This window comes from Streptomyces paludis (assembly GCF_003344965.1).
In the GTDB taxonomy this organism is placed as follows: domain Bacteria; phylum Actinomycetota; class Actinomycetes; order Streptomycetales; family Streptomycetaceae; genus Streptomyces; species Streptomyces paludis.
The window spans coordinates 6,644,366-6,667,668 of record NZ_CP031194.1; the positions used below are offsets into that span (position 1 = coordinate 6,644,366).

37 protein-coding genes and 1 pseudogene are annotated in these 23,303 nt (G+C 69.1%); 22 read left to right on the top strand and 16 right to left on the bottom strand.

The window, feature by feature from the left end:
• Positions 1-58: 58 nt before the first annotated feature.
• Positions 59-1,576 carry an AAA-type ATPase lid domain-containing protein gene (locus DVK44_RS29395; RefSeq protein WP_228447418.1) on the top strand — a complete coding sequence of 506 codons (1,518 nt, stop codon included), beginning with the start codon at positions 59-61 and terminating at the stop codon, positions 1,574-1,576.
• Between the two features lie 430 nt (positions 1,577-2,006).
• On the opposite strand, the gene DVK44_RS36530 is transcribed toward DVK44_RS29395, so the two are convergent.
• Positions 2,007-2,264, bottom strand: a complete 258-nt coding sequence (locus DVK44_RS36530) for a hypothetical protein (protein ID WP_162794092.1) — start codon at positions 2,262-2,264, stop codon at positions 2,007-2,009.
• 60 nt (positions 2,265-2,324) lie between these two features.
• On the opposite strand from DVK44_RS36530, the gene DVK44_RS29400 reads away from it, so the two are divergent.
• From DVK44_RS29400 to DVK44_RS29490, 20 genes and pseudogenes are all read left to right on the top strand, one after another.
• Entirely contained in the window at positions 2,325-2,510 is a 186-nt protein-coding gene (locus tag DVK44_RS29400) for a hypothetical protein (protein ID WP_114663661.1), read from the top strand.
• Entirely contained in the window at positions 2,492-3,253 is a 762-nt protein-coding gene (locus tag DVK44_RS37740) for a WhiB family transcriptional regulator (protein ID WP_181957557.1), read from the top strand. Before DVK44_RS29400 ends, DVK44_RS37740 begins: the two co-directional genes overlap by 19 nt.
• Complete coding sequence (locus DVK44_RS29410) at positions 3,228-4,112, top strand: RecB family exonuclease (protein WP_114663662.1); 885 nt, start codon at positions 3,228-3,230, stop codon at positions 4,110-4,112. Before DVK44_RS37740 ends, DVK44_RS29410 begins: the two co-directional genes overlap by 26 nt.
• Before the next feature lie 9 nt (positions 4,113-4,121).
• A complete protein-coding gene (locus tag DVK44_RS36535) occupies positions 4,122-4,292 on the top strand; it encodes a hypothetical protein (protein ID WP_162794094.1) in 171 nt (56 codons plus the stop codon).
• 83 nt (positions 4,293-4,375) lie between these two features.
• The gene (locus DVK44_RS29415; protein WP_114663663.1) at positions 4,376-4,585 is read left to right on the top strand and encodes a helix-turn-helix domain-containing protein; all 210 of its coding nucleotides are present in this window, start codon (positions 4,376-4,378) and stop codon (positions 4,583-4,585) included.
• Positions 4,586-5,740, top strand: a complete 1,155-nt coding sequence (locus DVK44_RS29420) for a DNA cytosine methyltransferase (protein ID WP_114663664.1) — start codon at positions 4,586-4,588, stop codon at positions 5,738-5,740.
• Positions 5,737-6,435, top strand: coding sequence for a hypothetical protein (locus DVK44_RS29425; protein ID WP_114663665.1), 699 nt, complete (start codon positions 5,737-5,739; stop codon positions 6,433-6,435). The genes DVK44_RS29420 and DVK44_RS29425 overlap by 4 nt, the downstream gene beginning before the upstream one ends.
• A 71-nt stretch (positions 6,436-6,506) precedes the next feature.
• Positions 6,507-6,725 carry a hypothetical protein gene (locus DVK44_RS29430; RefSeq protein ID WP_114663666.1) on the top strand — a complete coding sequence of 73 codons (219 nt, stop codon included), beginning with the start codon at positions 6,507-6,509 and terminating at the stop codon, positions 6,723-6,725.
• 21 nt (positions 6,726-6,746) lie between these two features.
• On the top strand, positions 6,747-7,553 hold the full coding sequence (locus tag DVK44_RS29435; RefSeq protein WP_162794096.1) for an AAA family ATPase: 807 nt from the start codon (positions 6,747-6,749) through the stop codon (positions 7,551-7,553).
• The gene (locus DVK44_RS29440) at positions 7,553-7,816 is read left to right on the top strand and encodes a hypothetical protein (protein WP_114663668.1); all 264 of its coding nucleotides are present in this window, start codon (positions 7,553-7,555) and stop codon (positions 7,814-7,816) included. The genes DVK44_RS29435 and DVK44_RS29440 overlap by 1 nt, the downstream gene beginning before the upstream one ends.
• Positions 7,809-8,003, top strand: a complete 195-nt coding sequence (locus DVK44_RS29445; protein ID WP_114663669.1) for a hypothetical protein — start codon at positions 7,809-7,811, stop codon at positions 8,001-8,003. The genes DVK44_RS29440 and DVK44_RS29445 overlap by 8 nt, the downstream gene beginning before the upstream one ends.
• A complete protein-coding gene (locus DVK44_RS29450; protein ID WP_114663670.1) occupies positions 8,003-8,365 on the top strand; it encodes an SLOG family protein in 363 nt (120 codons plus the stop codon). The genes DVK44_RS29445 and DVK44_RS29450 overlap by 1 nt, the downstream gene beginning before the upstream one ends.
• Positions 8,362-8,649, top strand: a complete 288-nt coding sequence (locus DVK44_RS29455) for a hypothetical protein (protein WP_114663671.1) — start codon at positions 8,362-8,364, stop codon at positions 8,647-8,649. Before DVK44_RS29450 ends, DVK44_RS29455 begins: the two co-directional genes overlap by 4 nt.
• Complete coding sequence (locus DVK44_RS29460) at positions 8,646-9,056, top strand: hypothetical protein (RefSeq protein WP_114663672.1); 411 nt, start codon at positions 8,646-8,648, stop codon at positions 9,054-9,056. Before DVK44_RS29455 ends, DVK44_RS29460 begins: the two co-directional genes overlap by 4 nt.
• A pseudogene (locus DVK44_RS37995) lies at positions 8,996-9,223 on the top strand (CHC2 zinc finger domain-containing protein); the annotation flags it as partial. The gene DVK44_RS29460 and the pseudogene DVK44_RS37995, both read left to right, overlap by 61 nt.
• A 40-nt stretch (positions 9,224-9,263) precedes the next feature.
• Positions 9,264-9,890 (top strand): toprim domain-containing protein, encoded by a 627-nt coding sequence (locus DVK44_RS29470; protein WP_114663674.1) that lies wholly within the window; start codon positions 9,264-9,266, stop codon positions 9,888-9,890.
• A 70-nt stretch (positions 9,891-9,960) separates the two neighbouring features.
• Positions 9,961-10,323: a hypothetical protein gene (locus DVK44_RS29475; RefSeq protein WP_114663675.1), complete on the top strand. Its 363-nt coding sequence runs from the start codon at positions 9,961-9,963 to the stop codon at positions 10,321-10,323.
• On the top strand, positions 10,323-10,481 hold the full coding sequence (locus DVK44_RS29480; RefSeq protein WP_114663676.1) for a RecBCD nuclease inhibitor: 159 nt from the start codon (positions 10,323-10,325) through the stop codon (positions 10,479-10,481). The genes DVK44_RS29475 and DVK44_RS29480 overlap by 1 nt, the downstream gene beginning before the upstream one ends.
• Complete coding sequence (locus DVK44_RS29485; RefSeq protein WP_114663677.1) at positions 10,481-10,795, top strand: hypothetical protein; 315 nt, start codon at positions 10,481-10,483, stop codon at positions 10,793-10,795. The genes DVK44_RS29480 and DVK44_RS29485 overlap by 1 nt, the downstream gene beginning before the upstream one ends.
• Positions 10,792-10,998: a hypothetical protein gene (locus tag DVK44_RS29490; RefSeq protein WP_114663678.1), complete on the top strand. Its 207-nt coding sequence runs from the start codon at positions 10,792-10,794 to the stop codon at positions 10,996-10,998. The genes DVK44_RS29485 and DVK44_RS29490 overlap by 4 nt, the downstream gene beginning before the upstream one ends.
• A 175-nt stretch (positions 10,999-11,173) precedes the next feature.
• Here DVK44_RS29490 and DVK44_RS29495 read toward each other — a convergent pair whose 3' ends face one another.
• From DVK44_RS29495 to DVK44_RS36540, 10 genes are read right to left on the bottom strand one after another with little or no spacing between them, the layout of a single operon-like run.
• Entirely contained in the window at positions 11,174-11,467 is a 294-nt protein-coding gene (locus DVK44_RS29495) for a hypothetical protein (RefSeq protein ID WP_114663679.1), read from the bottom strand.
• Complete coding sequence (locus DVK44_RS29500) at positions 11,464-11,700, bottom strand: peptidoglycan-binding domain-containing protein (protein WP_114663680.1); 237 nt, start codon at positions 11,698-11,700, stop codon at positions 11,464-11,466. The genes DVK44_RS29495 and DVK44_RS29500 overlap by 4 nt, the downstream gene beginning before the upstream one ends.
• On the bottom strand, positions 11,697-11,978 hold the full coding sequence (locus DVK44_RS29505; protein WP_114663681.1) for a hypothetical protein: 282 nt from the start codon (positions 11,976-11,978) through the stop codon (positions 11,697-11,699). The genes DVK44_RS29500 and DVK44_RS29505 overlap by 4 nt, the downstream gene beginning before the upstream one ends.
• 8 nt (positions 11,979-11,986) lie before the next feature.
• The gene (locus tag DVK44_RS29510; protein ID WP_114663682.1) at positions 11,987-13,900 is read right to left on the bottom strand and encodes a hypothetical protein; all 1,914 of its coding nucleotides are present in this window, start codon (positions 13,898-13,900) and stop codon (positions 11,987-11,989) included.
• A 9-nt stretch (positions 13,901-13,909) separates the two neighbouring features.
• Complete coding sequence (locus DVK44_RS37410; protein WP_228447419.1) at positions 13,910-14,899, bottom strand: hypothetical protein; 990 nt, start codon at positions 14,897-14,899, stop codon at positions 13,910-13,912.
• 1 nt (position 14,900) lies between these two features.
• Positions 14,901-15,806 carry a phage adaptor protein gene (locus tag DVK44_RS29520; protein ID WP_114663683.1) on the bottom strand — a complete coding sequence of 302 codons (906 nt, stop codon included), beginning with the start codon at positions 15,804-15,806 and terminating at the stop codon, positions 14,901-14,903.
• Entirely contained in the window at positions 15,806-16,090 is a 285-nt protein-coding gene (locus DVK44_RS29525) for a hypothetical protein (RefSeq protein WP_114663684.1), read from the bottom strand. Before DVK44_RS29525 ends, DVK44_RS29520 begins: the two co-directional genes overlap by 1 nt.
• Positions 16,090-16,221: a hypothetical protein gene (locus DVK44_RS37745; protein ID WP_269439631.1), complete on the bottom strand. Its 132-nt coding sequence runs from the start codon at positions 16,219-16,221 to the stop codon at positions 16,090-16,092. Before DVK44_RS37745 ends, DVK44_RS29525 begins: the two co-directional genes overlap by 1 nt.
• A gap of 8 nt (positions 16,222-16,229) precedes the next feature.
• A complete protein-coding gene (locus tag DVK44_RS29530) occupies positions 16,230-18,050 on the bottom strand; it encodes a hypothetical protein (protein WP_114663685.1) in 1,821 nt (606 codons plus the stop codon).
• A gap of 2 nt (positions 18,051-18,052) precedes the next feature.
• On the bottom strand, positions 18,053-18,442 hold the full coding sequence (locus tag DVK44_RS36540) for a hypothetical protein (protein ID WP_162794102.1): 390 nt from the start codon (positions 18,440-18,442) through the stop codon (positions 18,053-18,055).
• A 28-nt stretch (positions 18,443-18,470) separates the two neighbouring features.
• Here DVK44_RS36540 and DVK44_RS29540 point away from each other — a divergent pair, with 28 nt between their 5' ends.
• A complete protein-coding gene (locus DVK44_RS29540; RefSeq protein ID WP_162794104.1) occupies positions 18,471-18,920 on the top strand; it encodes an endonuclease VII domain-containing protein in 450 nt (149 codons plus the stop codon).
• Here the strand turns inward: DVK44_RS29540 and DVK44_RS29545 are convergent.
• The 5 genes from DVK44_RS29545 to DVK44_RS29560 form a co-directional block, all read right to left on the bottom strand.
• Positions 18,907-19,881: a N4-gp56 family major capsid protein gene (locus DVK44_RS29545; protein ID WP_114663688.1), complete on the bottom strand. Its 975-nt coding sequence runs from the start codon at positions 19,879-19,881 to the stop codon at positions 18,907-18,909. The genes DVK44_RS29540 and DVK44_RS29545 overlap by 14 nt on opposite strands.
• 44 nt (positions 19,882-19,925) lie before the next feature.
• Positions 19,926-20,459 (bottom strand): hypothetical protein, encoded by a 534-nt coding sequence (locus DVK44_RS29550; protein WP_114663689.1) that lies wholly within the window; start codon positions 20,457-20,459, stop codon positions 19,926-19,928.
• A gap of 175 nt (positions 20,460-20,634) precedes the next feature.
• A complete protein-coding gene (locus tag DVK44_RS37750) occupies positions 20,635-20,769 on the bottom strand; it encodes a hypothetical protein (protein WP_269439632.1) in 135 nt (44 codons plus the stop codon).
• A 12-nt stretch (positions 20,770-20,781) separates the two neighbouring features.
• Positions 20,782-21,981: a hypothetical protein gene (locus DVK44_RS29555; RefSeq protein ID WP_114663690.1), complete on the bottom strand. Its 1,200-nt coding sequence runs from the start codon at positions 21,979-21,981 to the stop codon at positions 20,782-20,784.
• Positions 21,982-21,985: 4 nt separating this feature from the next.
• Complete coding sequence (locus DVK44_RS29560; RefSeq protein WP_162794106.1) at positions 21,986-23,302, bottom strand: hypothetical protein; 1,317 nt, start codon at positions 23,300-23,302, stop codon at positions 21,986-21,988.
• Position 23,303: the final 1 nt, after the last annotated feature.

Consider the following 23,303-nt stretch of genomic DNA (forward strand, 5'->3'; position numbering starts at 1 on the left):
GGGGATGCGCGGGCAGTATCGTGGCCAAGAACGCAAGGACGCGTTTCAGGAGGTCGAAGTGGACCATCGTCGGCCCGCACCCGCCATGGACGTCTCCCCGGGCCCGGCACCGGGCGGTCTGGTCGCCCTCGCCCCGCGCATGCGCGCCTCCTGGCAGCGCAGCGAGCACTACGGGCTGTCACCGGAGGAGATGCGGCCCGTCTTCACGGGATCCGTGGACACCACGTCACTGCTCTACGAGTGCGGTCACGAAGTCCTCCAGGGGCTGCGCAGGACACTCGCCAACGAGCCGGTCAGCATGATGATCACCGACCGTGACGGCCTGGTGCTCTGCCGGCTGTGCGACGACGCCTCGGTCAGCCGCTCCCTCGACCGGGTCAATCTGGCCCCCGGCTTCTACTTCGCCGAGGAGAACGCCGGCACCAACGGACTCGGTCTCGCCCTGGCCGACCTGGCCCCGTCCCTGGTGCGGTCCGAGGAGCACTACTGCACCGCGCTGCGGGGATACACCTGCGCCGCCGTCCCGGTCCTCGATCCGCTCACCGGTGAACTCGCCGGCAGTGTCAACCTCACCACCTGGTCCGACTCCTCCTCGGAACTGCTGCTGGCCCTCGCCCAGGCCACCGCCGGGAACACCGCCGCGCTGATGCTGGCCCGGGGCGCCGGCCGCCGGAGCCGGCCGACCCCGCGCGGCGAGGTGTTCCACATCTACGCCGACCGCTTCCCGCAGTACGAGGACGCGCGCTCCCCGCTCTCCACCGCCTGGACCGACGCCGTCGAGACGGCCCGCGCGGCACAGGCCGAGGGGCGCGTCGTGGCGGCGGTCGGTGAGCCCGGCGCGGGGAAGACCGCGCTGATCTCCCTCGCCCGCCGGCTGACGGAGCCGAGGGAACGCGTCCTGAGCGCCCGCCCGCCCGCTCCCGACGACATACCCGCCTGGCTGACGCTGTGGACACCCGAGCTGGACAAACACAGCACCTGCGTCATCGTGTCCGGGACCCAGACCCTGCCCGCCTGGGCGGCCACCGAACTGGCGCAGGTGTTCAGCCGCATACGCCGCGGGACCACCGGCCCGGGCCACCGCCCGCAGCCCTTCGCCCTCACGGCGGCGGACTACTCCGCGATTCCGGACGCGCTCCGCTCCCTGGTCGACACCGTCGTCGAAGTCCCCGCCCTGCGCTCCCGCCCGGACGACATCCTGCCGCTCGCCCACCACTTCGCCGAGGCACACCGCGGCCACGCCGTCACCCTCACCCGCGCCGCCGAGCGCGCCCTGACCGCGTACGACTGGCCCGAGAACGTACGGCAGCTCCGCCGTGTCGTCCGGGCGGCGGCCTCGCGGACCGATGTGATCGACGCCCATCACCTCCCGGCCGAGATGTTCACGGGCACCGCCCGCCCCCTGGGCCGTCTCCAGGCACTGGAGCGCGACGAGATCGTGCGCTGCCTGACCGAACCGGGCACCACCGTGGCCCAGGCCGCCGAGCGGCTCAGCATGAGCCGCGCGACCATCTACCGCAAGATGACGCAGTACGACATCAAGCTGCCCGGCCGCGCGGCGCACTCGCGCGCCTGAGGCACCGGCCGACTGCATCAGGCTCGACTACATCAGGCGGCGCCCGGGTACGACTACAGCCACCATGGACCCACCGGCCACGGCTGTAAGGAGAAGACGCCCCACCCCGGCGCTCCCGTAACGGACCGCTCCCGTAACGGACCGTCCCCGCTTCACACCGGCACACCCGCGCCCCGGCAACACCCGCCCCGGCAACACCCGCACGGCCTCGTTCGACGTTCCCGTCACCCCGCTCCTCGAACGAAGGGTCACGCCGCCATGACCACGACCGTACCGCCCACCCCGGGACCCGATCCGCTGCCCGCTCCACCCGGTGGCTCCCAGGACCGCGTCGAGCTGCCCCCCGGCGCCGTCCCCGAGGGCAGCCGCTACGCCAACGCCGATCTGCTGCCCGTGCCGGTCGCCCGGCGCGACTGGACCACGTACAACTTCACCGCCCTCTGCATTGCATGTCGGAGAACACATACATGTCCGCAGGCTTCTGGCCTGCGGGTATCCCCAGAACGAGCCGCAGGCTATCCGCCACGTCGCCTTCGACGTCCCGTAAAAGCTCACCCATGAGGGTGAGTTGAGGTGCGGTTAGAGTGACCGCCCTACTTCCTTCGCCCGCCGCGTGCTCCGCATGGAGGCGCCGCATCTGGCGAGCGAAGCGCTCGTGCGCCGCCTCTGGCGGCAGATCAACTGACATGAGGGAACCCTATCCAGCCCCCGGCACCCCGTCGGGGGCTTTGTCGTGGAACGAGGACACATGAGTACCAACATGAAGCCCCCCGGCCGCCTCCTGGGCGGCCTTCTCTATGCCCGGGGCCGCCTGTCGGACTGGCTGGACCTGCACGGCCCCGCGCTGCGCAACATCGGCTGGTCCGCCGCCGGGGGCGTCATCGGGGCGGCCATCGGCCTCCTGTTCGTCACGGCATGGCTCCGGTGGCGATAGGCGAGGAGGTGCTGTTCGACCCCACGCGGCGGTGGGTCAGCCGCGCGAGCTGCCGTACGGTCAGCAGCGCCCGCTTTTTCGTGGACGGCCCAGCCTTCCCCCGCATACCGCCGTCGGCGGCGCAACAGGCCGGCTGGGACCTGGCCAAGAAGATCTGCCACCACTGCCCCGTTTTGGCGGAGTGCCGCCGGGACTCCCTGGGCGAGGAGTACGGCGTCTGGGGCGGGCTGGACGAGCGCGAGCGCTACCTGATCCGCACGAGGCTCTCCCAGCGCGCCAGGCGCTGGCCGGCGGCCCGCCGGCTCGCCTGGGGCAAGGAGCTGCTGGCGCTTCGCGACGGCGGGAACACCTGGACGCGCATCCGCGCGATGACCGGCATCGGTGACCGGCTCGGAGAGCTGCTGATCGATGAGTGGGTCACCCACCGCGCGCTGACAGCGCAGCCGCCCGCGGCGGTCGTGGAGCTGCCGCTCCCGGCGCCCGGCGGCATGATCCAGCCGCCCTTCCCCGCCGTCCCCGGACGGCGCCACGCCTGGGTCCGCCGGGCCGGGCGCATCACCGATGCGCACTACCGCGGCCAGACCGAGGACGGCGCATGGATCTCGGTCCAGCTCCGGACCGGCAAGGGCAACAGCATTCAGTTCGTCCGCTCGGAGGACGTGCAGATCTACCACCCCCAGCCGGTGGTGATCGTGACCTACATCGGGAGGCCCGACCGTGAGCAGCAGTCCCAGGCCGGGTGAGACCCGGCAGGTCAAGCACATGTCGCACAGCTCCAGGGAGACCCTGGAGCGCTGCGCGAAGAGTTGGTTCCTGAAGTACATGGCCGCCGCGCCGCAGAGCCCCGCGCTCTGGTCGGCCGGCGGCACGGCCGTCCACGAGGTGACCGAGTGGTACGACCTGATGGCCCTCAACGGCAAGGCCGACATCGCCACTTCGGCACTCGGGCAGACATGGGAAACGCTCTTCGGTCACCAGCTCGCGAAGATCCGCGAGAAGGAGCCGAACGAGAACGCCTGGCGGCGGTCCAAGGGCGACAGCGTCGCCGCCTGGAACACGCTCGGGCCGCAGCTCGTCCAGGCGTACATCGACTGGCGCAAGCGGTCTCCGTGGGAGATCTGGACGACCCCTGACGGGGAGCCTGCCATCGAGCTGGACGTGTCCGGCATGCTGCCGGGCTGCCCCGTCGAGATCAAGGGCTACGTCGACAGGATCTTCCACGATCCGCTCTTCGATCGGCTGGTGGTCTTCGACCTCAAGTCCGGCAAGCGCCCGCCCAAGACGGGCGCCCAGTTCGGCGCATACGGCGCGCTCGTCACGCAGAAGTACGGCGTGACAGCCCATCTGGGCGTGCCCTTCATGAACCGCAGGGCGACCGTCGGGCGCCCCTACGAGCTGGCCGAGTTCACCCCGGCGGCCGTCGGCGCCGTCTTCGGCACGGCGTGGGCGAAGGTCCAGGCCGGGAGCTTCCCGGCAAACGGCTTCCCGGGCGAGTGCTACATCTGCGACGTCCAGGCCGCCTGCGCGGCGCAGAACGGGCCGCTGGCCCACCTTTACGACCCGGCGTCGCCGGGCCATCCGTCGAACGATCCACCGTACTGAGAGGCGCAGTTGAGCTACCGACACAGCAGTTACCGCAAGCTGAGGAAGGCGTACCTGCGCGAGGAGCCCAGCGGACACCGGGCGCCCGTCGATGCCCAGCGCATCGAGCACTGGCGGGGGCTCCCCCGGCCCCCCAAGAACCCGGACTGGGGCAGGCCCCGCCCCTGGTGGCGGCTCTGATGCTCCCCACCTGCGACTGCGGCGCGTGCTGCGAGTCGTGCGGCCATGAGCCGCGATGCATCCGAAATGAGAAGAGAGAGTCCATGGAAAAGGACAGCGCCGCCGCTCGGGCGGCATCCGGACTGATGACGGTGCGCGAGGTGGCCGAGGAGCTGCGCGTCAGCCGTGCGGCTGCCTACCGGCTGATCGCGGGCGGCCACCTGGGCGCCATCCGTGTGGGCCACTCGTACCGCATCCCCGAGAGCGAGTTCGCGGCGTACAAGAAGCGCGCCGCCACGACCGAGGAGGGATAGTTGCCCATCCTCGAACTGTGCGCCGGATACGGCGGGCTGGGGATGGCCGCAGAGGCCCTGACGGGGGACAAGGTCGCCTACGTTGCGGAGAGCAACGAGGCGGCCTCTCTCGTGCTCGCGCACCGCTTCCCCGACGCCCCGAACATCGGGGACATCACCACGTACGACTGGACGCGGCTCGTCGGCCTGGTGGACATCGTCACGGCCGGCTTTTCGTGCCAGGACATCAGCAACGCGGGCCCCAGAGGGGGGATCAGTGGAAAGCGATCACGTGTCTGGAAGGACGTCGCGAAGGCTGTGGGCGTACTTCGACCCCGGCTCGTCTTCCTGGAGAACGTCGCGGTCATCCGGTCGCGCGGGCTCGATATCGTCGCCCAAGACCTGGCCGCGATCGGGTATGACCTCTGGTGGACAAGCTTTCGAGCTTCCGCCCTGGGCGCCGCCCATCACCGTGACCGGTGGTTCGGAATCGCTTTCCCCGCAGGGGTTGTTCCCGACGCCCGGGGCATCGGACGGGCCGCACGGCGGACCGAACCAGCGGAGCAGCAAAGGCACGTACGGCGCCCTGCCGGGGCGCGTGGTGCACTGCCTGCCGACGCCGACGGCACGCGACTGGAAGTCGGGCGCGTCGAACCTCCACGGGAAGAACAGCCGCCCCCTGTCGGAGGTGGCGTTGGTCCTCAAGACGCCCACGGCCCAACTTGGCTCGAACGGGGCGGCACAGCACCCGGAGAAGCGCAAGAGGGGGGGCACGGCCCCACGCTCGATGACGAAGTCAGCTTCCTTCTTCCCCACGCCGACAGCGGCGGACGGAAAGGGCAGTCCGGGTACGAGCCCGAACAGGGTCGGCGGGGAGAACCTGCGCACGGCGGTCACTCGCCTGCCGACTGGTGGGGCGACTACCTCCCCGCCATCCGGCGATGGGAACGCCTGATAGGCGTTCCCGCGCCGGCCCCGACGGAGACCGGCCCACGCGGCGGGCGCCGGCTGACGGCCCGCTTCGCGGAGTGGCTGATGGGCGTTCCCGGCCACGTCACCGACGTGCCGGGTCTGACCCGCGCCGAGCAGCTTGAGCGCATCGGCAACGGCGCCATGCCTGTCCAGGCGCACGCCGCGTACGAGTACCTGTTTCACCTGATCAAGGAGCATGCGTGAACGACACCGACCAGCCGGCCACGGACTACGACGGACCGGTGGGCGGCCTCCCCGAGCCGCTGCCTGCTTTTCCGGAGCACCACCCCAACCCGCACAATTTCCGCTTCACGGTCTCCCTGGACGGCCGCGGGCCGATGATCGTGGCCCGCGGCCACACCGCGGCGGACATCAACGCGGCCTTCCAGGAGCTGGAGGACGCAGGCGTGACCACGCTCCTCGCGTCCGTGTACAGCCACATGAAGGCGGAGATGGCGGTGGCCTCCGGCGTCGGCCCGGTCTCGCCCGCGCCGCCCCCGCAGGGGCCGCCCGCGCCTCCGGCGCCGCCGCAGGGCGTCCCGGTGCCCGGTGCGGGCGTCAACTACAACCCGGTTACGCCGCCGCCCGGCATCCCGGGCACGGCCCCGGCCGCATGGCAGAACGCGGGCGCCCCGCCCCCGCCGCAGCCCCCGGCCCCGCAGTACGGCGGCGCCCCGCAGGGCGCGGCTGGCGCCCGCAACGCCCCGAAGATGCGGCCCGCCGACTGGCCGCAGGTCTACAAGGTCTCGCTCGCCCGGGGGGACACCTCCTTCAAGGAGTACCGCGCCGCGAACCAGCAGTACTTCAAGGGCAAGATCCTCTGGGCCGGCGGCGGTGACTACTGGATCCACGGCGAGGTCGCCCAGGCCCTCGCTCAGTGGAACCCGGTCCCGGCGTAGATATGACCGTTCACCTCCCCAACCTCCCCATCTGCCGCCATCATGGGCGGCGATGGGGAGGGGGTGAACACATGGCATCGAGGTCTCGACACCTCACACGCAACGACCCGGAGGGGCGCTTCGCGCCGCCGCGCACGGCGGCGGACGAGGCGCGCTTCGCCGCGTCCCAGGCGGCGCTGGAGATGGTCCAGCGGCCGATCCGCCAGCCGGACGTGCAGATGCCGCCGATCTTCTCGGCGCGCGAGGCAGCCCCCTGGCTGGGGCTGTTCGGGCTGGGCGGCGGTGTGTAGGTGCAGACACTGTCCCGCAGCGTGACGCGGGGGGCTATCGGCAAAGAGCCGCTGCCCCCCGCTTTTGCATCCTGGGTCAGTCAGGGGATCAGGTTCCGGCGGGCATCCGTATCGATGCTCGCCGGGCTCCCCGGCTCCCACAAGACCCGGATCGTGCTCAATGCACTCGTCAACATGGGAACGCCGACACTGACGTTCAGCACCGACAGCGACGCCGACACCGTAGCGTCGCGCCTGCTGGCCATCAGCACCCGCACGTCCACGGACGTGACGGAGGAGTGGCTCCGCACGGAGCCCGAGAAGTGCGCGCGCCTGCTGGCGCAGCAGGACTTCCTGTCCTGGTGCTTCCGGCCGGACCCGTCCCTGGATGACGTGTGGCTGGAGTGCTACGCGTACGCGGAGCGCGAGGGCCGGTACCCGGATCAGGTCGTGGTGGACATCGCCTCCGACATAGGACACGACACCGGGGACGAGTGGGGGTCCCTCCGGGACCTCCTGCGCCAGTCCAAGGTGCTCGCCCGCGAGACGGGCGCGCACGTCCTCCTGGTGCACCACTGCGCGGACTCCGAGCGCACGAAGCGGCCGTGTCCGCGCCGCTCCGACATCCACGGCAAGGTCGCCGCGATCCCGGAAGTGATCGTGACGTGCGGTCTGGACGCCACCGGCGGCCTGCATGTGGCGTGCGTGAAGAACCGCCACGCCAAGGCGTCGGCCGACGCCGACATTCGCATCCCCATGCACCTGGACGCCGCGTCGTCCTACGTCGGGGACCACATCGAGATGCCCCGGGGCTACGCGCCCGGCTGGGGCGAAGGGGACTGGAATTGATGGCGAAGACCATGTACGTGGGGATGATCGGAGGCACGCCGACCCACGCCAGCGTGACGCTTGAGGCTGCGCAGGAACAGGCGCTGACCGACCAGCGACAGTATCTGTCCCCCGACGAGTACGAGACCCGCTGGGACGAGCACTCGCCCGGGAAGACCTGGCGGCTCATGCAGCGCCGCCGGGACCGGAGTTACCGGTTCTCGTGGACACAGCGAGCGGTACACGCCGTCGGCTCCACCCCGGAGGTCAGGACCGATGACTGACCTCGTGCTCAAGGAGCTGCGCTTCCGCCACGCCCAACTGGACCTGCGCGCGGAGCGCCTGCGCCACGTCTGGCGGACGCTGCCCGCCACGGGCCCGCGCGCCGCCGCGCTGGGGCGCCAGGTCAAGGAGATCCAGGCCCAGGCGGACAACTACGCCGCCCTGATCGAGAAGGCGGAGGAGATGTGATGCGCGTCATCGTGACGGGCTCGCGGAAATGGAGCGACGACCGCGCCGTGAACCGCGCGCTGGAGCGCGTCTTCGATGAGAGCGGGCCGTTCCTGCTCGTGCACGGCGCCTGTTCCACCGGAGCGGACCACTACGCCCGCGTGTGGGTGGGGCTGGCGGGCAGCCTGCTGGGCTGCAAGGAGGAGCGCTGGCCCGCCCACTGGGGCCGCCTCGGAAAGGCGGCCGGGCCCGAGCGCAACCGGCGGATGATCGAAGCCGGCGCCGATCTCGTGCTGGCCTTCCCTCTGCCGGAGGGCAGCGGCACACAGCACACAATCGGGCTCGCCCGCGAGGCGGGGATAGAAGTGAGGGTGATCGAGTGAGGGTCCTGATGATCGGCGGCCCCGCCGACGGCACGTGGGTGACCACCGAGGAGCGCACCATTCTGGTGGCGCGGCGGCAGACACTGGCCGAGAGCATGAACGCTCTCGCCACTTCGGTGGAAGTACCGCACCACACCTACGAGGTTGAGACGCTGGGGCTCTTCGAATGGCGACTGCGAGTCGCCTTCTGTCGCGACGAGTTCCCGACCACCGCGGGGCGGAACCGGGCCGCAGCCCGAGCTGTCTTCCAGCGCGACGTGGCCGCACAGATGGGGGTGCTGTGAGCACCAAGTCCCGCGCCCGTGGCACCGACACGGAGGCCAAGGTTGTGAAGTACCTCAAGCAGGAGGGCTTCAGCCTGACCGACCGCCGCGTTCCGAACGGCCGGTTCGACCGTGGTGACATCACCGGCATCGAGGGCGTCTGCATTGAGGTGAAGGGGGACCGCTCGAACAGGGTCTCCGCCTGGAAGGCGGAGACCATCGCGGAGGCGAAGAACGCCGCCGCCGGGATGTACCTTCTGGTCGTCCGCGTCGAGTACAAGCCCGTCGAGCGCTGGGACGTCCACGTGCCGTGGAACCTCCTCGGTTCCGAGTCCATGAAGTTCGGCGGAGAGCCGGAGGACTGGCAATGGGTGCGCATGGATCTCCGTCTCGCCGTCCAGTGGCTCAAGGCGATGGGGTACACGTAATCCCCATCGCGCCCGTCCTCGCCCACTACGGCGTGGACCTCAACGAGTCCCGCTGGGGCAACACCGCGGTGCTCTGCCCCGTGCACAACGAGCGGCGTCCTTCTCTCTCCGTCAACGTGGAGAAGGGCGTCGCTTTCTGCTTCGCCTGCGACTTCAAGGGCACAGCGATCCACCTCATCATGGCCATGGAGGGCTGTAGCCGTGCAGATGCTCTCGACCGAGCAGAGAAGATTCTTCGAGCAGGCGGTCACGCAGTACCAGAACGACCTGGCGGCCGATACCGGCGCCCAGGAGTACCTGGCGAGCCGGGGGCTCGGGCCGGAGGCGGCCGGACAGTTCCGGCTGGGCGTCGTTACGTCCCCCCTGGCCGGACATGAGCGGTACGCGGGCCGGCTGGCCATCCCGTACGTGACCCCGGCCGGGCCGGTGAACATCCGTTTCCGGTGCGCAGAGGCGCACGCCTGCGAGGGACACGCGAAGTACCTGTCCCTGCCCGACGCCGCGTCGAACCTCTACAACGTCCTGGACCTGAAGAAGGTCTCGCCCTTCATCTGCGTGACCGAGGGCGAGATCGACGCCATGACGCTGTCCCTGGCCGGTCTCCCGGCCGTGGGCATCCCGGGCGTCTCCACCTGGCAGCAGCACTACGCGCGCTGCCTGGAGGACTTCGATGTGATCTACGCCTTCGGCGACGGCGACGACGCCGGAGGCAAGTTGAACAGCTTCCTGGCCCGAGAGGCCAGGGCCCGACCCATCTCGATGCCGAAGGGCATGGACTGCAATGACATCTACCGCGAGCACGGAGCCGCCGGGCTCCGGGCCCTCATCGACTGACGGTCCCTGCAAGTGCGGGCACCCGCGACGTGATCACGTGAGCGGATGCGAAGCCTGCCACGCCGGCGGCGTGACCATGCTGGCGCACCACGCCTTCATACCGTCCGCGCCCGAGGAGCCCCCGCTCACACCCGAGGAAGAGGAAGAGGCGCCGGAGGGCGCGGAGCCCTGCGGGCGCCCCACCTCCCTCGCGGGGCCATGCTCTGCGGGTGACTGGTGCTGCAAGGGGCCAGTCACCGCCGCCTCGCCCCAGCCCGTACGGCGCCCGCCGTACGCCGTGGCGTACGCCGTGGACGGCGCGCTGTACGAGGTCGCCGTCCCGGGCGACGCCATCGTGACCGCCGTGGACGGCGCCCTGACCATCAAGCACGCGTCCGGCCACGTCGCCGGGATCACGGGGGTGTACCCCATCGAGTACAAGACGGAGGACTGATGGCCGCAAGCAATTTCAACGCAACCTGGACGCTGGATCACGCCGAGTATCAGCAGCTCAAGCGGGACTCCGAGAAGCTCGCAGCGCTGGAGCGCTTCGGCGTCGACAACTGGGGCGGCTACGACGACGCCATGCAATCACTGGAGGACGAGGACTAATGGCGCTCATCCTGCGCGCGACGCGCGACAAGGTGACCTTCGAGTGGGAGGACGAGGAGGTGTTCACCTCCGTCACCATCAAGTCCGACGAGACCGACGAAGCGATGATCCGCAAGCTGAAGCGCGTGATCGCGCTCGTGGAGGGACACGACGCGCTTCCCGTGCGCGACCCGGTACCCCCGAGCCTGCCCACGCCGTACCGGCCGCCGGTAGATACTTCCACCAACGGCTGGGCGGCGCCCGTCAGCGCCCCCGAGCTGCCGGAGGACCGGCAAGCCGACTACGAGATCATCCGGCCCGGGGAGGATGTGTGAGCGCGCGGGAGAGCATCGAGAACTTGTGGGACCGGGCGACGCCCGTCGGTCCCCTGCTGGACGCCTACGCCCACGAGCTGGCGGAGCGGCAGCGTGTCCGGGCGAACACCTACGCCATGATGCGCTCGGAGACCATGCGCCTGAAGGCGATGGGCGTCCGGGAGGCCGCCGACCTGATCGACCCCGAGATTCCCGGGCCATGACAGAATGACCGGACCGGCTTCCTCTCCAAGGGCTATGGGCCGGTAGCGCTCCGGCCTCCGGGTTGATCACCCGGACCTCTCTCCGGGGCGCCCCCCGGCGGGGGGACTTAATCACCCTCCCCGCCGGGTGCGAGCACACAAAGACCCCCGCCTCCGGGCGGGGGTCTTCTTTGCGTTACGGGCCCTGTCGGCCCTCGCGCTGGTCCAGCGCCTCCTGGACAGCCTGCGTGATGCGCTCTGTCAGGATCCCGTTCGTCTGGTGCGTGATCTGCGCGAGCTGGCGATCCTGCTCTTCCAGGCGCTGGTTCTGCGCCTCCGTGCGTCCGTCCAGGTACATCGCCGCCAGGATCGGCGTCACGAGCGCGATGTACGTACCGGTCGGCTTGCCGAACGCCGTCAGCACGGTCACGCCCACGATGATGACGATCAGCGCCGCGAGCTGGAAGCCGGTGGGCTTCATGGTGATCATTCCCCCCTCAGTGATGGTGGCCGCAGGCGGTCCAGCGCCTCGGCCGTAGCCCTGTCCAGGACCCCCGTCACGGGGAGCTGGAACAGCTTCTGGACGCCCCGCAGGCCGGCGAGGGTCGCCGGGTCCATCTCGCCCGTCTCGGGCAGCTTCAGCGCCCGCTGAGCGGTGCGCATGGCGTCGCGTTCGCCGACGTTGGCCGGCGCGATGATGACGCGCTCAGGCGGCCAGGTCATGCCCGCTCCGGCCAGTGCCAGGTGCCGCCGCGTCCGTGAACTTCGTCCTGACAGAGACGGGTGTCGAAGAACATGCCGGTCGGGTTCAGCACGGCCAGGCTGACACGACAGCGCTGGCTGTCGTCCCAGTTCTCGATATCCGCCTGGGCCGCCTCGTCGCCTTCGAGCGGCGTCACCTCCGTGACGATGGCCGCACGGCACTGCGAGGTGTACTCGCCGCCGGGCGTGCCGTACGAGACGTAGTGAACGATGCGGCCAACGGTGGGCTTCTGCCCCATGTCTGCTCCTATGTGGTGATCACGTCAGCGATGGTGCGCAGCTCAACCCACAGCACACCGCCGATCGTTGAGAGGTTCGAGCCGGGCTGGGCCCGCTGCTCGAAGCGGTAGTCATCGATAACGACGAGGGACGATGTCCCGGTGCGCAGATCCTGGAGGGACACCGCGTCCCCGCGCGCGAAGAGCTGCTCGAAGCCTTCGAGCCTCTTCAGCGCCCAGCCCTCGCGCCCCACGGTCTGGCCCGTTCGGTCCTTCTCCCTGTCGAAGCACAGGAGGGGGATGGTCAGGATCCGCTGGCGCACCGCGCCCGGCATCCCTTTCAATTGCCACCCGTTGACCTCGCCGCCCTTGGCGGTATCGGTGGGGCTGCGCCCGAGCGTCAGCCGGAGGCGGATCCACTCCACCGGGCTGGCGGGGGCCGCCAGGATGACGTCCCTGATGGCCACGGCGGAGCCCTGGGACACCGTCAGGACGCTGGTGTCCCCGCCGCCGGGGTCCAGCGCGGAGACGGACACCGAGCCGGAGAGGCTCGAAGGCGTCGTCACCGTGACGAACTTGAAGATCTTCGGCTCCAGCGTGTTGTAGCGCACGCGCCCCGTGGTGAGGTAGCCGGTCGGCTCCAGCTCGGCGGCGGACTCCAGATACGCCCCCTGGCCCACCACGGCCAGGGCCATGCGGTCCGAGTTGCCGAAGACCGTCACGGCGGAGACCTCGCCCAAGACGTGGGCCTGGAGGTCCGTGGCGTACGCGTACCGTACGGACGGGCTGCCGCCGTTGTCCTGGATCGGCTGACCGAGGTCCACGCGGTACAGCCCGCTGCGGCCGTCGATGGCATCCGTCGCCGCGACGAAGAAGAAGCGGTCATAGGCCGCCACGGCCTTGACGCCGGCGGCGTTCTCGATGAGCAGCGGCCCGTACGCCAGATCTCCGCCGTCGGAGATTTCCCCGACGCGGAAGCCGCGCGAGGTGCCGATGCCGACGAACGACCCGAGGTACGTCGTCATGCAGTGCACGATCTCCCCGCGGGGGAGCTGCGCGACGACGGAGCCCGGCGCGACCACAGGGACGGGGCCGCTCGTGTCGAGCGGGAACCGGTGGATCTCGGACTGGCTCCCGGCGTAGCCGCTCGCGTAGAGCGCGTTCGGACCCTCCGCGATGTCCGTCCAGCGCCACGCGCTGTTCAGGTGCGTGGTCTTGGCCGTGGGCAGGGCCGGGCCGGTGCCGGCCAGCTCGTACATGGACGGGCCAATGCCCGCCATGAGGCGGCCCTTCACCCACCGCACCACCGTGGCGGCGGAGCCGGTGTTCCACACGAGCGCGCCGCCGCCGTTCCCGGTGCCCTTGTAGATGCCGACGGCGTCCGCCGCGTAGTACGACGTCCCGTCGCTCGCCAGCGACCGGATCGGCCCGGCGCCGCCCCACGGAATCGTGGTGACGGCCGACCCGGTGTCACCGCGGAGCAGGCTGCCCACGGCAGACCAGTACCGGTCTCGGTCGTCGTACCAGCCCACCAGGTGATGGACGTTGGTGGTGGCATCCATGATGCGCTGCTCAGTGCTGCGCAGCAGCGTCAGCCGGCCGTTCACCCACGGATTCACGCCGACGGATTCGCCGTACCGGATGGCGTACTGGTTGTCCGAGCTGGGGTCCTGGTACAGCAGGCCCTGGCCGCCCACGAAGGACGACTGCGAGCGCAGCCACCAGCCAGCCAGGCTCTGTTCGCCCGGGATGTTCTGCTGGTCGACCTGGTCCTTACGGACCGGGGCGCCGGCCCGGGTCATGGGCCGCTCGTCCGACATGGCCGTGAGCCACGGCATGCCGCCCAGGCTGTACGCGTACTGGACGCCGTCCAGTCTGTACGTCGCCGCGGCGGCGCGTTCGCGGCCACTGAGCGGCAGTGGCAGCGCGTTGACGATCTGCATGGGGGCCTCTCAGGCGATCGCTATCCAGCCGATGTTCATTGTGATCGCGGTGGACCGGAAAACCGCCAGTGTGAAACTGTTCGTCGTCACGCTGGTGACGGCGTACATCAGGGTCGTGGTCGACCCGGTGGCGGGCATTGCGGTGTTACCGGTCACCGCGACAACCGGCGCGGCGAAGAAGGTCATGGGGAACGTAACGCTCCGCGTCACCCAGGCCCCGGCCGTTGTGGTGACACTGGCCAGGCCGCTTTGGATATTGCCGGCGGAGAGGCTCTCTACCACGGCGCTGCCGTCCGTGATGATGTTGCCGGCCTTCAGTGTGGAGGCGACAACGAGGGACCCGTTCGTGGTCAGCGCCTGGTAGCCAGAGCGGTACAGCGACGTGTCCCCCACCGCACCGCCGGGGCCCCACCACTGCTGGCCGTCGGCCCGTACGTACCAGCGCGCGTTCGCGTCGCCGGTGACGCGGGACTCGAACATGGAGTCCGCAGCCGTCGCGCGCGTACCGCGCAGCAGGTTGTTCATGTTCGGCTGGCCGGTGAAACTCACGGCCCCGCTGAACGTCGGTGTGCCGGTCAGTGTCCCGGTCAGCGCGGCGCCGTTGATGGTCGGGCTGGTCAGCGTTTTGTTCGCCAGGGTCTGCGTCGATGAGGTGCCCACCAGCGCGCCGGTGACGCCGTGTACGGACGTCGTGGCGTCCTCATGGGTCCTGAAGGCCGCGGCGTCGCCGGCGTGGAACACGTGCCGCACCACAGCCCCCAGGCTGTGGCTCTGCGCACTGGTGCCGCTGAACCCGCGCGTCACGGTCAGGGTCGTGCCGGCCGCCGCGGTGACGGAGACCAGCTCCTCCGTGGCGGCGCCATAGTCCAGGGCCAGCGTGTAGGGGAAGGCCGGCGGGAAGCCGGCAACGCTCGCCACCGCGACGCTGGTAGCGCCGGAGGACACGGAGCTGGCCAGCGTGGTCTGGACCGCGGTGTTGGAGTAGTACGCCTGCGGCATCTCAGCTCCCCTGGAATGTCTGATAGTTGGGGACCTCCGTGAACTGCAACGCCCGCTCCTGGGCCAGGCCCTCCGCGTAGAGGGAGCCGTAGAGCTGCACCGCCGTGGCGATGTCCCGGCTGGAGACCAGCGCGGCGCGCTCCGTGGCCTCTACGGCCTGCTGCTGGAGCCGCGCAGACAGCATGGACGGCAGCAGCCGCTTGCACGCGTCCCAGACAATCAGGTCGGCCAGCCGCTCGGGGTAGCCGGACACCGTGAAGTCGTCGTCACCGGCGACCAGGGCGACCGGCGGCCGTACGTACACCACGCGGACGTTCTGGCCCGGCGTCACGCCGTCGAAGAGCTGGATCGACTTGCCCGTGGGGAAGTCCGCGGGCAGCGCCTTCGGGTTGTACCGCCAGTTCGGCATGGGCGCGCTCACGCGCTCGGGGCCGACCCACCGGCCGGTGACGTACCAGACGTCCGTGGCCGCCTCGGGGAGCGGATACTCCACCTGCGCGGCGTTGAACGGAAAGTCCACTGCCTCCAGGACGACCAACGACGGATACAACGCCTTGAGAGCGTTGTTCAGCTCGTCCTTCACCCGCGCCCGCGGGAAGGCCGGAGACGACGTCACGAGGGCGTTCACGGCGTGCGCCGCCGGTGTGGTGTTCTGGTACCCGCGGCCATTGCCGAGGCCCATCACGGAGACAACACCACTCGTGCTGTCGAACGCCTTGACCAGGATCAGTTCGTCGTCAATCTCCACCATGCCCCGGGACAGGTTGGCGACGGTGGAACCGTCACACATGAAGGACGTGTCCGCAGGCCCCATCGGGGCGGCCAGCTCGGACACGGACGCCTGATCCAGGGCGAAGCCCTGCAACTCCGCCTTCACGCGCGCCACGAGCTGGTCGAAGGTCGGCATCAGCCCGCCATCTCGGAGGCCACGTTGAAATCACGGCCATAGGCCGCGCCGGCCTTGTCGCTGGCCTTGATGGCCGCGGTCACCTTGTCCATGGTCGTCCCGTCGGGCTGTATGCCCTCCGCGCGCGCGTTGCGGTACGCGGACAGCTCCGCGTCCCACTTCTTCTGCGCGGTGCCGTCCAGGCCCTTGCTGGGGCTGGCCAGGTACGTGGCCACGCCCTTGGCCTTCAGGCACTCCGCGTAGGACGGGTGATCCTTGGTCCGGCATCCGGAGGTGCAGGCCATCAGTGGACCTCCTGCTGACCCTCGGTCCGTACGGGCATGCCCGACGCGGCCTTGGCGAGGATCTCCGCCTCGTCCTGGTTCACGATGGTGGTGTTGCCGCCCGTGCCGGTCGGCTCGCAGTCCTCATGCATGGTGTCTCCTAGGTGAGCCCGGCCCACCGGGCGCCGGTGGTCTGCGTCTGGCTGGACAGCGTGATGGACGCCGGCAGCGAGGTCTGGGCCGTCGGCCCGGTCAGGAAGCGCGCCGCGCCCGTGACCGAGGGGACGTTGACGTTCAGAGCACCGCCGGCGCCCATGGAGAACTGGGGCGGCGTTGTGCCGTTGGCGAGAATCGCCACGTAGTAGCTGCCCACCGCCAGCGTCTGCGGTGTGATGGCGGCCGTCTTCACACCGACAGTGGTCCACGCGGTGCTCTGGTCGGCCGTCACGGCCAGCCGTGTGCCGCTGGCGCTGTAGAGGCCCAGCAGGTTCTGGGCGCTCGTCAGCGTGGCACCTGCGGCCTCCACGCCGATGATGATGTTGGACACCACCGTGGCCCGCTCCACGATCTTCACCTTGCAGAGGTAGACCGTCCCGCTCGTCGTCGCGTTGGACGATGACCGCAGTGTGGCTGGGTCATGCGTCCAGGTGATCAGGCCCTGGTCCGCAGGGATGAAGGTGGGGTCGTTGACGACCGTCAGCGGGTACTGGAGCAGGCCGGCCTGAACCGTGCCACCGTCGTTGAAGGTTGTGATGTTCCGGAAGACGGTGCTGTTCGTCTTCGAGTACGTCACCGCACCCGCGTTGTTCTCGATGCGGATGCCGTCGAAGACGTTGGGCACGTTCGACGTGTTGTTGTTGTCTTCGATGACCTTGACCGCGCCGGAGACGTTCAGCCACTTCGCGCTGAACGTGTTGCCGTAGCTGTTGCTGCCGCAGACGAACGCGCGATTCCCCGCGCCGCCGTCGCGGCAGGTCACGTAGTTGAGATCGAAGACGTTGGACTCGCCGTTGGCGACGTTGACCAGGGTCTGGAACTGCTCCAGGTTCGTGCCCCAGAACCTCTGACTGGCGCCGTGCTCGGCGCCGTCGATCAGGATGCCGGTGCAGTCGGGGCCGTCGGCCAGGGCCTCCACCATGTTGAAGTTGTTCTGGTTCATGTTGCCGTCCACCGAGTGGACCTGGATGGCCGTGCCGCCGGTCCCCACAATCTCGATGAACATCCTGGTGAAGGAGCAGTCCCCGGCGTTCTGCACGGCGCTGTTGTTGTACAGCATCATGCCGTTGCGTGTGCCTTCGATCTCGATGTTGTCGAAGGCGCTACGGAAGGGCATGTCCAGGTACATGCCCCAGCCCGTGTTGGTCGGCGTGTACGAGCCGTTGATCCGCAGGTTGCGGAAGCTGGAGCACCAGAACGAGCGGGTGTCGCCGCTCGTCACGCCCTGCGACACGATGCCGTTGCTGGACCCGGAAATGATGATGCCCAGGTCCCGGATGTGGCACTGCGCCCAGTTGGTCAGTGAGATGCCGTGCACGCCGGGCGCCGGCTTCAGCAGCGTGGCGAACTCGCCCACGCCCGCCAGTGTGACGGTGCGCGGGTCGTCCTCGTTGACCGTGCCACTGATGCCCACCGGGCCGGACAGTGTGAAGCTGCCGCCGGTGAGCTGGACGATACCGCCGCCCTCCGCCTGGGCCTCGGTGATGGCGGTGTTGATCTGCGTCTGGTCGGCGCTGCCGGTGCAGACGTAATTGGCCTTCGCCTTCACGTCCGCCGGGGCCGTGGCGGACGCCACTAGGCGGTAGTACTGCTTCCCGCCCAGTGCGCCCTGGAGGGCGTCCACGTCGCCCTGGAGCGCCTCCACGGCTGCGGTGGCGCCGTTGGCCACGTCGCGCGCGCCGTCCGCGCTTCCCTGGAGCGTGTCAAGGGCGGCGTTGAGGACGCTGCCCCATGCCTGCTGCCCGATCTCGGGCTTGATGACCATGCCTATCCTCCGTATGGCCCGGCGCCGTAGCCGTTGGCGCCGTACGCCAGCGCCGGGGAGTCCTGGCCGCCGTACGGGCCGTCCCCGTAGCCGCCGTAGCCGTAGCCCGTGGGCTGCGCCAGGGCCTTGAAGTTGGCCTCGGTGACGCCGATGGGGGCCGCGAGGAGCGCGGCCCGGGTGTCGTCGTCCACCTCGTATTCGTGGCCGCCCATGAACATGTGCGGCTGGGACGCCGCGATCTCGTCCTGAGTGGGGAAGCGGACCGCCCGATACGCACCGGGCGGTCCTTCCAGGATCGAGATGCCGCGGTCCAGCTTGAGCCTGATGAACAGGCGGTTCCTGGCCGCCGGACCCTCAGCGACCGTCGGCGGCCTGAAGATGAAGTTAGCCATGGCGTGCCGCCGTTGGTACGGTACTGGTATGGAGAAGAAATGCCCCAAGTGCGCTGAAACCAAGTCGACTTCGGATTTCCACAAGGACTCGGGATCGAAGAGCGGCCTGTGTACGTACTGCAAGGAGTGCAATAAGGCCAAGGCTCGCGCGTGGACGAAAGCCAACCCCGAGAAGGTCAAAGAGCGGGGCGCCCGGCGCGTCTGGAACGGGGAGCCCCGGGCCTATCAGCTTCGCTACAAATACGGCATAACGGTGGCTGAGTACGATGCCATGCTCGCCTCTCAGGGCGGCGTCTGCGCCATCTGCGGACGGCCGGAAGCGGGACGTACCGGCCATCGCAATCTCGCCGTTGACCACTGTCACACCTCCAACCAGATTCGCGGGCTGCTCTGCCATTCCTGCAATCGCGCCCTTGGCCTTCTCCAGGACTCCGAAGAGGTCTTGGAGAAGGCGTTGAGGTACATCAGGCGGAGTTGACGGAGCTGGAGGTTTCCGCCCGGATCAGAGCTTCCTGCCTGAACAGCTTCCAACCCGCCATCCCGTACCAGCCCAGCGGCCGGAAACGCCCGAGCTTGTCCACGATGGGACCGGCCACGATGTGGAACTCGTCGGCCACGGCCTCCGCCAGGGCCTGCCGGCCCGCGTAGTACGTACGGAACCGGCGGACGGTGTTGTCACCGGTGCCGGCATCCACGGCGTTGTAGCAGCGCGGGGACTCGATGTAGAAGGCGCCCTCGTAGCTGCCGATTTCACCGGCCCAGATGTTGCCCACGGCGCTGTAGTTGTGCGGGTCGCGCCAGGCCGCCGCGCCGGTCTCCGAGCGGAGGTCGTGCGAGACCTCCGGGTGGATGGCGCACCAGTACATGGAGCCCTTGCGGGGCACGGCCTTGTTGGCGCGCAGCTTGGTCGTCGCCAGGCGGGCGATCGAGCTGTTGAAGGTGTCGGTCGCCGTCATGGTCGTGCCGACCGGAGTCGACACGGAGCCGTTGGTGACGTAGCTGACCGTACCGGCCTTGCGCTGGATCACGTTGGTGCCCGAGCGCAGCTCGGTCTGCACCACGACGTCGATGCTTTCCGCGGCGTTGAACGACACGATGTTGGCGATGGCCGGGTCCACGTCGGTGAGCGACGTGAGGAAGAGCTTCCGGGTCCGGAGGACCGGGTTGCCGTACTCGTTCAGCGTCAGTGTGATCGTGAGGGGGTTGCCGATGGCAACCGCGTCCGGGTCCACGTTCTCGGACAGTGGCGTGGTGGCCACCGCCAGATCCTGGTAGCGCTCCAGGACCATGGACTGGCCGGGCGACGTCAGGTTGTGGGGCCGCTTGTCCGCGACCGCGCGGAACATCGGCTGCGAGCGAAGCTGAAATTCGAACGTCTTGTCGTACGCGGTCTGTACCGCGTTGGACATGGCGCTGGTGTCGGTATACGCGTTCGCCATGGTGGTGACCTCTCACCCTTGCGGGTGCCGAAGGGACGGGGAGGTCAGGACCAGTTGTACTGGCTGCCGTGCGAACGCATGATCTCCGCGAACTGCTCCGGGGTCTGCGCGGCCTTGAGGGCCGCCGCGATCTCGGCATCCGTTCCCTGGGGCGGGGCCACACCCTGTGTGCCCTGCTCCGCCATGCGCTGCATCGCTTCCTGACCGTCAGCCGGAACGGTCGTGGCCGGGGGTCCCTGCGGGGCCTGCTCGCCCGCGCCGCCGCCCTCGCCGGGGACCGGCGGGAGCTTGGCCAGGGCGCCGCCGTTGGCGGTCAGCCAGTCGTCCAGCTTGTCGGGCGTGCCCGTGTACAGCCCTGCGGCTGCCGGGGCGTAGCCCTTCGCCTTGAGCGCGTCTTCCACCTGGGTCTTGACCTGAGCTGACTTGAGACGGTCGTTCTCCGCCTTCAGCTCCTGCACCTGTCCCGAGAGCTTGTCCAGTCCCTCGCGGAACCACTTGGGTCCCTGCGGCTGCTGGCCTGCCTCGCCCAGGTCCGACGGGTCGTCGGAGGGGTCATACCCGAAGCTGTACTCGCTCACTGCGCACTCCCGAGTCTTCGCGGCCTGCTCGCCACCTGGGGAGATGGTCCGCGCTCCGCTGCCGGCCTTGTCGTGGACGGGGCCGGTGGGTCCGTCGCGCGCGGAATGTACATCCGGTACCACGTATGCGCTAACGCGAAAGCCCCCGGTGTTGGCCGGGGGCTGAGACGCGCAGCTACTTCTGGGAGTTTTTTGCCACCTTGCGCAGCAGATCTTCCCGGATCTTCGCCTTCTCCTCGGCGCTGATCTGTGTGCCGTTGCGGCCATGAATGGCCGCCGCAGCGGCCTTCGTGTCGTTCCAGTTGGGCATGCGCCCATGCTGTCACGTCTGACGGAAGCCAGCCGCCAGGCCGCCGGACGACGCGCCACGGGCGCCGCTGAACTGCGCGCGCTCCGCGCTCTTGAGCCGCTTCCCCTTCTCTGCCGCACTCTCGGCGGAGATCGAGCCGGCCACGCCGGGAGTGAAGACCTCCTGCTCCGCGTCACGCTGCGTCCAGGTCGAGCCGTACCGACCCGCCAGCCCGAGCATCGACTCGAAGGATCCGGCGATCTGGCCGTACGCGGCCTCGGCCTCCTCGCCGCTGATCCCCAGGGAGGCGTAGCTCTCCAGGTCCAGGGCGTTCAGGCTGAACCCGCGCCGCAGCGCGGCGGCGCCGATGGCCCCGGCTGCCGCCTGCTTCTTGAGGATCGGCTCCGCCACCTTCCGGTCCAGGAAGTACGCGGCCAGCTCCGACGAGTTGATGCCGTACATCTGGAACAGCGCGCCGCGATAGTTCGGATCGACCTTGTTCACGGCCTCCGTGGCCATGTCCACGCGCGACTTGATCTCGGCCGGGGAGACATCCCCGGCGATCCAGCCCCGGAAGTCCGCGGGGTTGTCGTAGAAGCCCTTCGGCATGCCGGCGCTGCTCAGGATCTGTCGATAGGCGGCCTCCGCCGCCAGGTACTCCGCCGGGCTCAACACCGCCAGCCCGGCCTTCGCGCGGGCCTCGTTGGCCTTGAAGCGCTCCTTGTACTCCTTGGTGTCCTGAAGCAACAGGCTGATCGTGTCAGCCCCGTAGCCCTGCTTGGCGAACTCATAGATCTTGCCCGCGAGCGAGCCCAGGCCCATCTGCTTGAACATGCTCTGCAACGCCAGGAAGGCGTCGCGGTTCGCGCCGCTCAGCAGCTTGTCGAACTGGCCGTTGGCCTTCCAGACCTCGTTCTGTGCCGCGCCCTGCTTCTTCAGGGCCGCGTTCCGGATGGTGGTCTGCCGCGCCATCGTCGCGAGGGCCAGGGCACGCGCCTTCGTCGCGGCGGCCTTCTGGGCCTTCGTGGCGCCCTTGGCCTTGTACTTTTTCATCTGGGCCGCGGCTTCGGCCTTGGCCTTGTTGTACGCCGCCATGGCGTCGGCGGCCTGTTTCTTCGAGTAGTCCACGGTCCGCTGGGACTTCTTCAAGTCCCATGGCCCACCGCCCGAGCCGGGCAGGTCCAGGACGTCCTGAAAGTCCGCCGGGACGATCTGCTCAATCGGAGTGCTCATGCCCTCACCAGCTCATTCCGAAGTCCTTCGCGACAGCACGCGCCGTCGTCATCATCGACTCACGCGCGTTGTTGGTCTTCCGCCAGAGCGGGTCAGACCGTAGGTCGTTCTCGAACTGCCACAAAGGCGTCTGCGTACCGCCGGCGGCGCCCGCCTTCGGCTTCGACGTCATCGCCTTCGCGATGTGCTTGTTGAAGAGGTCGACATCCGTCTCTGCCAGCTCCAGAATCGAGCTGGTGGCCTTGATGTACGGCGCCGCGAGATCCAGGGCGTTCATGCCGGCCTTGATCTGCGGGGCATATGAGCTGTACTTCGCCGCAGCGGCGGCGCGGATCTGGTCCTCGTACGTGGACAGCGTCCCCCGGCCGGAGGTGACGGCAACGGCCGCCTTCTTGTACCAACTCGCGCTGTACTTCAAGCCGTTGAGGTACGCCACCTCGTGGAGCTTGTCCCAGGCGTCGCCTGCCTCGCCCCACATGATGTCTCCGTGGACGGAGACCCGGCCGCCCAGCCAGTCCTTGATCCGGGCATCGCTCCATCCGAGCGCCGCGACCTTGTACACCGCGTCGTTCAGGAGCTTCGAGTTCTTGCCGCCGGAGATCTGGTTGCCCAGGCCGACCTGGACCGCAAGCGCGTTGATCTTCGCCGCCGCGGCGCTGTTGTTCTGCTTCCACGTCGCAGGGTCAGTGTGTTTCTGGGTGAGGTACTTCCGCAGTGTGGAGGACTGCTCCTTCCACCACTTCGTGTTCTTCAGGCTTGCCTGGAAGCGCGCCGCGCTCCAGCCGTCGGAGACGGCCTTGCCGAACAGCGACTTCAGCTCCTTGGAGCTGTTGATCAAGGCCGACGTCAAGCCGTACTGCTCCGCCAGCTCGGCGGAGCTGAGCTTCGGCTTCACGGCGGCAGTGCCGCCGCTGTCCGTGTAGCTGCTGGAGGCGGTACTACCGCCCGTGTAGGTACCCGCGCGGTCCATGACCTTGTCCACATAGCTCTTGATGGGGGGCCCGCCGGGCTGGGGGCGTGTGGACATGTGCAGGCTGGCATTGCCGCTGTACCACGCGGACGCCGCGCCGCGGTACCCGTACTTCTTGACGTAGCCCCCGAGCACACCGCGGACCACCGCGTCCTGTGCTTCGCGGTTCGCCAAGAACTGCTGCGGCGTCAGCCGCTTCCCGTAGTGCTGCGCGGTCCAGGCCGGGATGTTGTTCCCCATGACCTGGTACCGACCGTACGCGCGGTCGCCGCCGACCCACACGCCTACGGCGCCGTAGTTGCCGCCGCTCTCCTGCTGGGTGAGCGACCACAGGAACGCTTCGAAGGTCATC

What these genes read in the sequence shown, in the direction of transcription:
- DVK44_RS36530 (WP_162794092.1), bottom strand. Translation starts at nt 2,264, where the DNA reads ATGTCAGTTGATCTGCCGCCAGAGGCGGCGCACGAGCGCTTCGCTCGC.
- DVK44_RS29400 (WP_114663661.1), top strand. Translation starts at nt 2,325, where the DNA reads ATGAGTACCAACATGAAGCCCCCCGGCCGCCTCCTGGGCGGCCTTCTC.
- DVK44_RS37740 (WP_181957557.1), top strand. Translation starts at nt 2,492, where the DNA reads ATGGCTCCGGTGGCGATAGGCGAGGAGGTGCTGTTCGACCCCACGCGG.
- DVK44_RS29415 (WP_114663663.1), top strand. Translation starts at nt 4,376, where the DNA reads ATGGAAAAGGACAGCGCCGCCGCTCGGGCGGCATCCGGACTGATGACG.
- DVK44_RS29430 (WP_114663666.1), top strand. Translation starts at nt 6,507, where the DNA reads ATGGCATCGAGGTCTCGACACCTCACACGCAACGACCCGGAGGGGCGC.
- DVK44_RS29440 (WP_114663668.1), top strand. Translation starts at nt 7,553, where the DNA reads ATGGCGAAGACCATGTACGTGGGGATGATCGGAGGCACGCCGACCCAC.
- DVK44_RS29445 (WP_114663669.1), top strand. Translation starts at nt 7,809, where the DNA reads ATGACTGACCTCGTGCTCAAGGAGCTGCGCTTCCGCCACGCCCAACTG.
- DVK44_RS29450 (WP_114663670.1), top strand. Translation starts at nt 8,003, where the DNA reads ATGCGCGTCATCGTGACGGGCTCGCGGAAATGGAGCGACGACCGCGCC.
- DVK44_RS29470 (WP_114663674.1), top strand. Translation starts at nt 9,264, where the DNA reads ATGCTCTCGACCGAGCAGAGAAGATTCTTCGAGCAGGCGGTCACGCAG.
- DVK44_RS29480 (WP_114663676.1), top strand. Translation starts at nt 10,323, where the DNA reads ATGGCCGCAAGCAATTTCAACGCAACCTGGACGCTGGATCACGCCGAG.
- DVK44_RS29485 (WP_114663677.1), top strand. Translation starts at nt 10,481, where the DNA reads ATGGCGCTCATCCTGCGCGCGACGCGCGACAAGGTGACCTTCGAGTGG.
- DVK44_RS29495 (WP_114663679.1), bottom strand. Translation starts at nt 11,467, where the DNA reads ATGATCACCATGAAGCCCACCGGCTTCCAGCTCGCGGCGCTGATCGTC.
- DVK44_RS29500 (WP_114663680.1), bottom strand. Translation starts at nt 11,700, where the DNA reads ATGACCTGGCCGCCTGAGCGCGTCATCATCGCGCCGGCCAACGTCGGC.
- DVK44_RS29505 (WP_114663681.1), bottom strand. Translation starts at nt 11,978, where the DNA reads ATGGGGCAGAAGCCCACCGTTGGCCGCATCGTTCACTACGTCTCGTAC.
- DVK44_RS29510 (WP_114663682.1), bottom strand. Translation starts at nt 13,900, where the DNA reads ATGCAGATCGTCAACGCGCTGCCACTGCCGCTCAGTGGCCGCGAACGC.
- DVK44_RS37410 (WP_228447419.1), bottom strand. Translation starts at nt 14,899, where the DNA reads ATGCCGCAGGCGTACTACTCCAACACCGCGGTCCAGACCACGCTGGCC.
- DVK44_RS29520 (WP_114663683.1), bottom strand. Translation starts at nt 15,806, where the DNA reads ATGCCGACCTTCGACCAGCTCGTGGCGCGCGTGAAGGCGGAGTTGCAG.
- DVK44_RS29525 (WP_114663684.1), bottom strand. Translation starts at nt 16,090, where the DNA reads ATGGCCTGCACCTCCGGATGCCGGACCAAGGATCACCCGTCCTACGCG.
- DVK44_RS37745 (WP_269439631.1), bottom strand. Translation starts at nt 16,221, where the DNA reads ATGCATGAGGACTGCGAGCCGACCGGCACGGGCGGCAACACCACCATC.
- DVK44_RS29530 (WP_114663685.1), bottom strand. Translation starts at nt 18,050, where the DNA reads ATGGTCATCAAGCCCGAGATCGGGCAGCAGGCATGGGGCAGCGTCCTC.
- DVK44_RS36540 (WP_162794102.1), bottom strand. Translation starts at nt 18,442, where the DNA reads ATGGCTAACTTCATCTTCAGGCCGCCGACGGTCGCTGAGGGTCCGGCG.
- DVK44_RS29540 (WP_162794104.1), top strand. Translation starts at nt 18,471, where the DNA reads ATGGAGAAGAAATGCCCCAAGTGCGCTGAAACCAAGTCGACTTCGGAT.
- DVK44_RS29545 (WP_114663688.1), bottom strand. Translation starts at nt 19,881, where the DNA reads ATGGCGAACGCGTATACCGACACCAGCGCCATGTCCAACGCGGTACAG.
- DVK44_RS37750 (WP_269439632.1), bottom strand. Translation starts at nt 20,769, where the DNA reads ATGCCCAACTGGAACGACACGAAGGCCGCTGCGGCGGCCATTCATGGC.
- DVK44_RS29555 (WP_114663690.1), bottom strand. Translation starts at nt 21,981, where the DNA reads ATGAGCACTCCGATTGAGCAGATCGTCCCGGCGGACTTTCAGGACGTC.
- DVK44_RS29560 (WP_162794106.1), bottom strand. Translation starts at nt 23,302, where the DNA reads ATGACCTTCGAAGCGTTCCTGTGGTCGCTCACCCAGCAGGAGAGCGGC.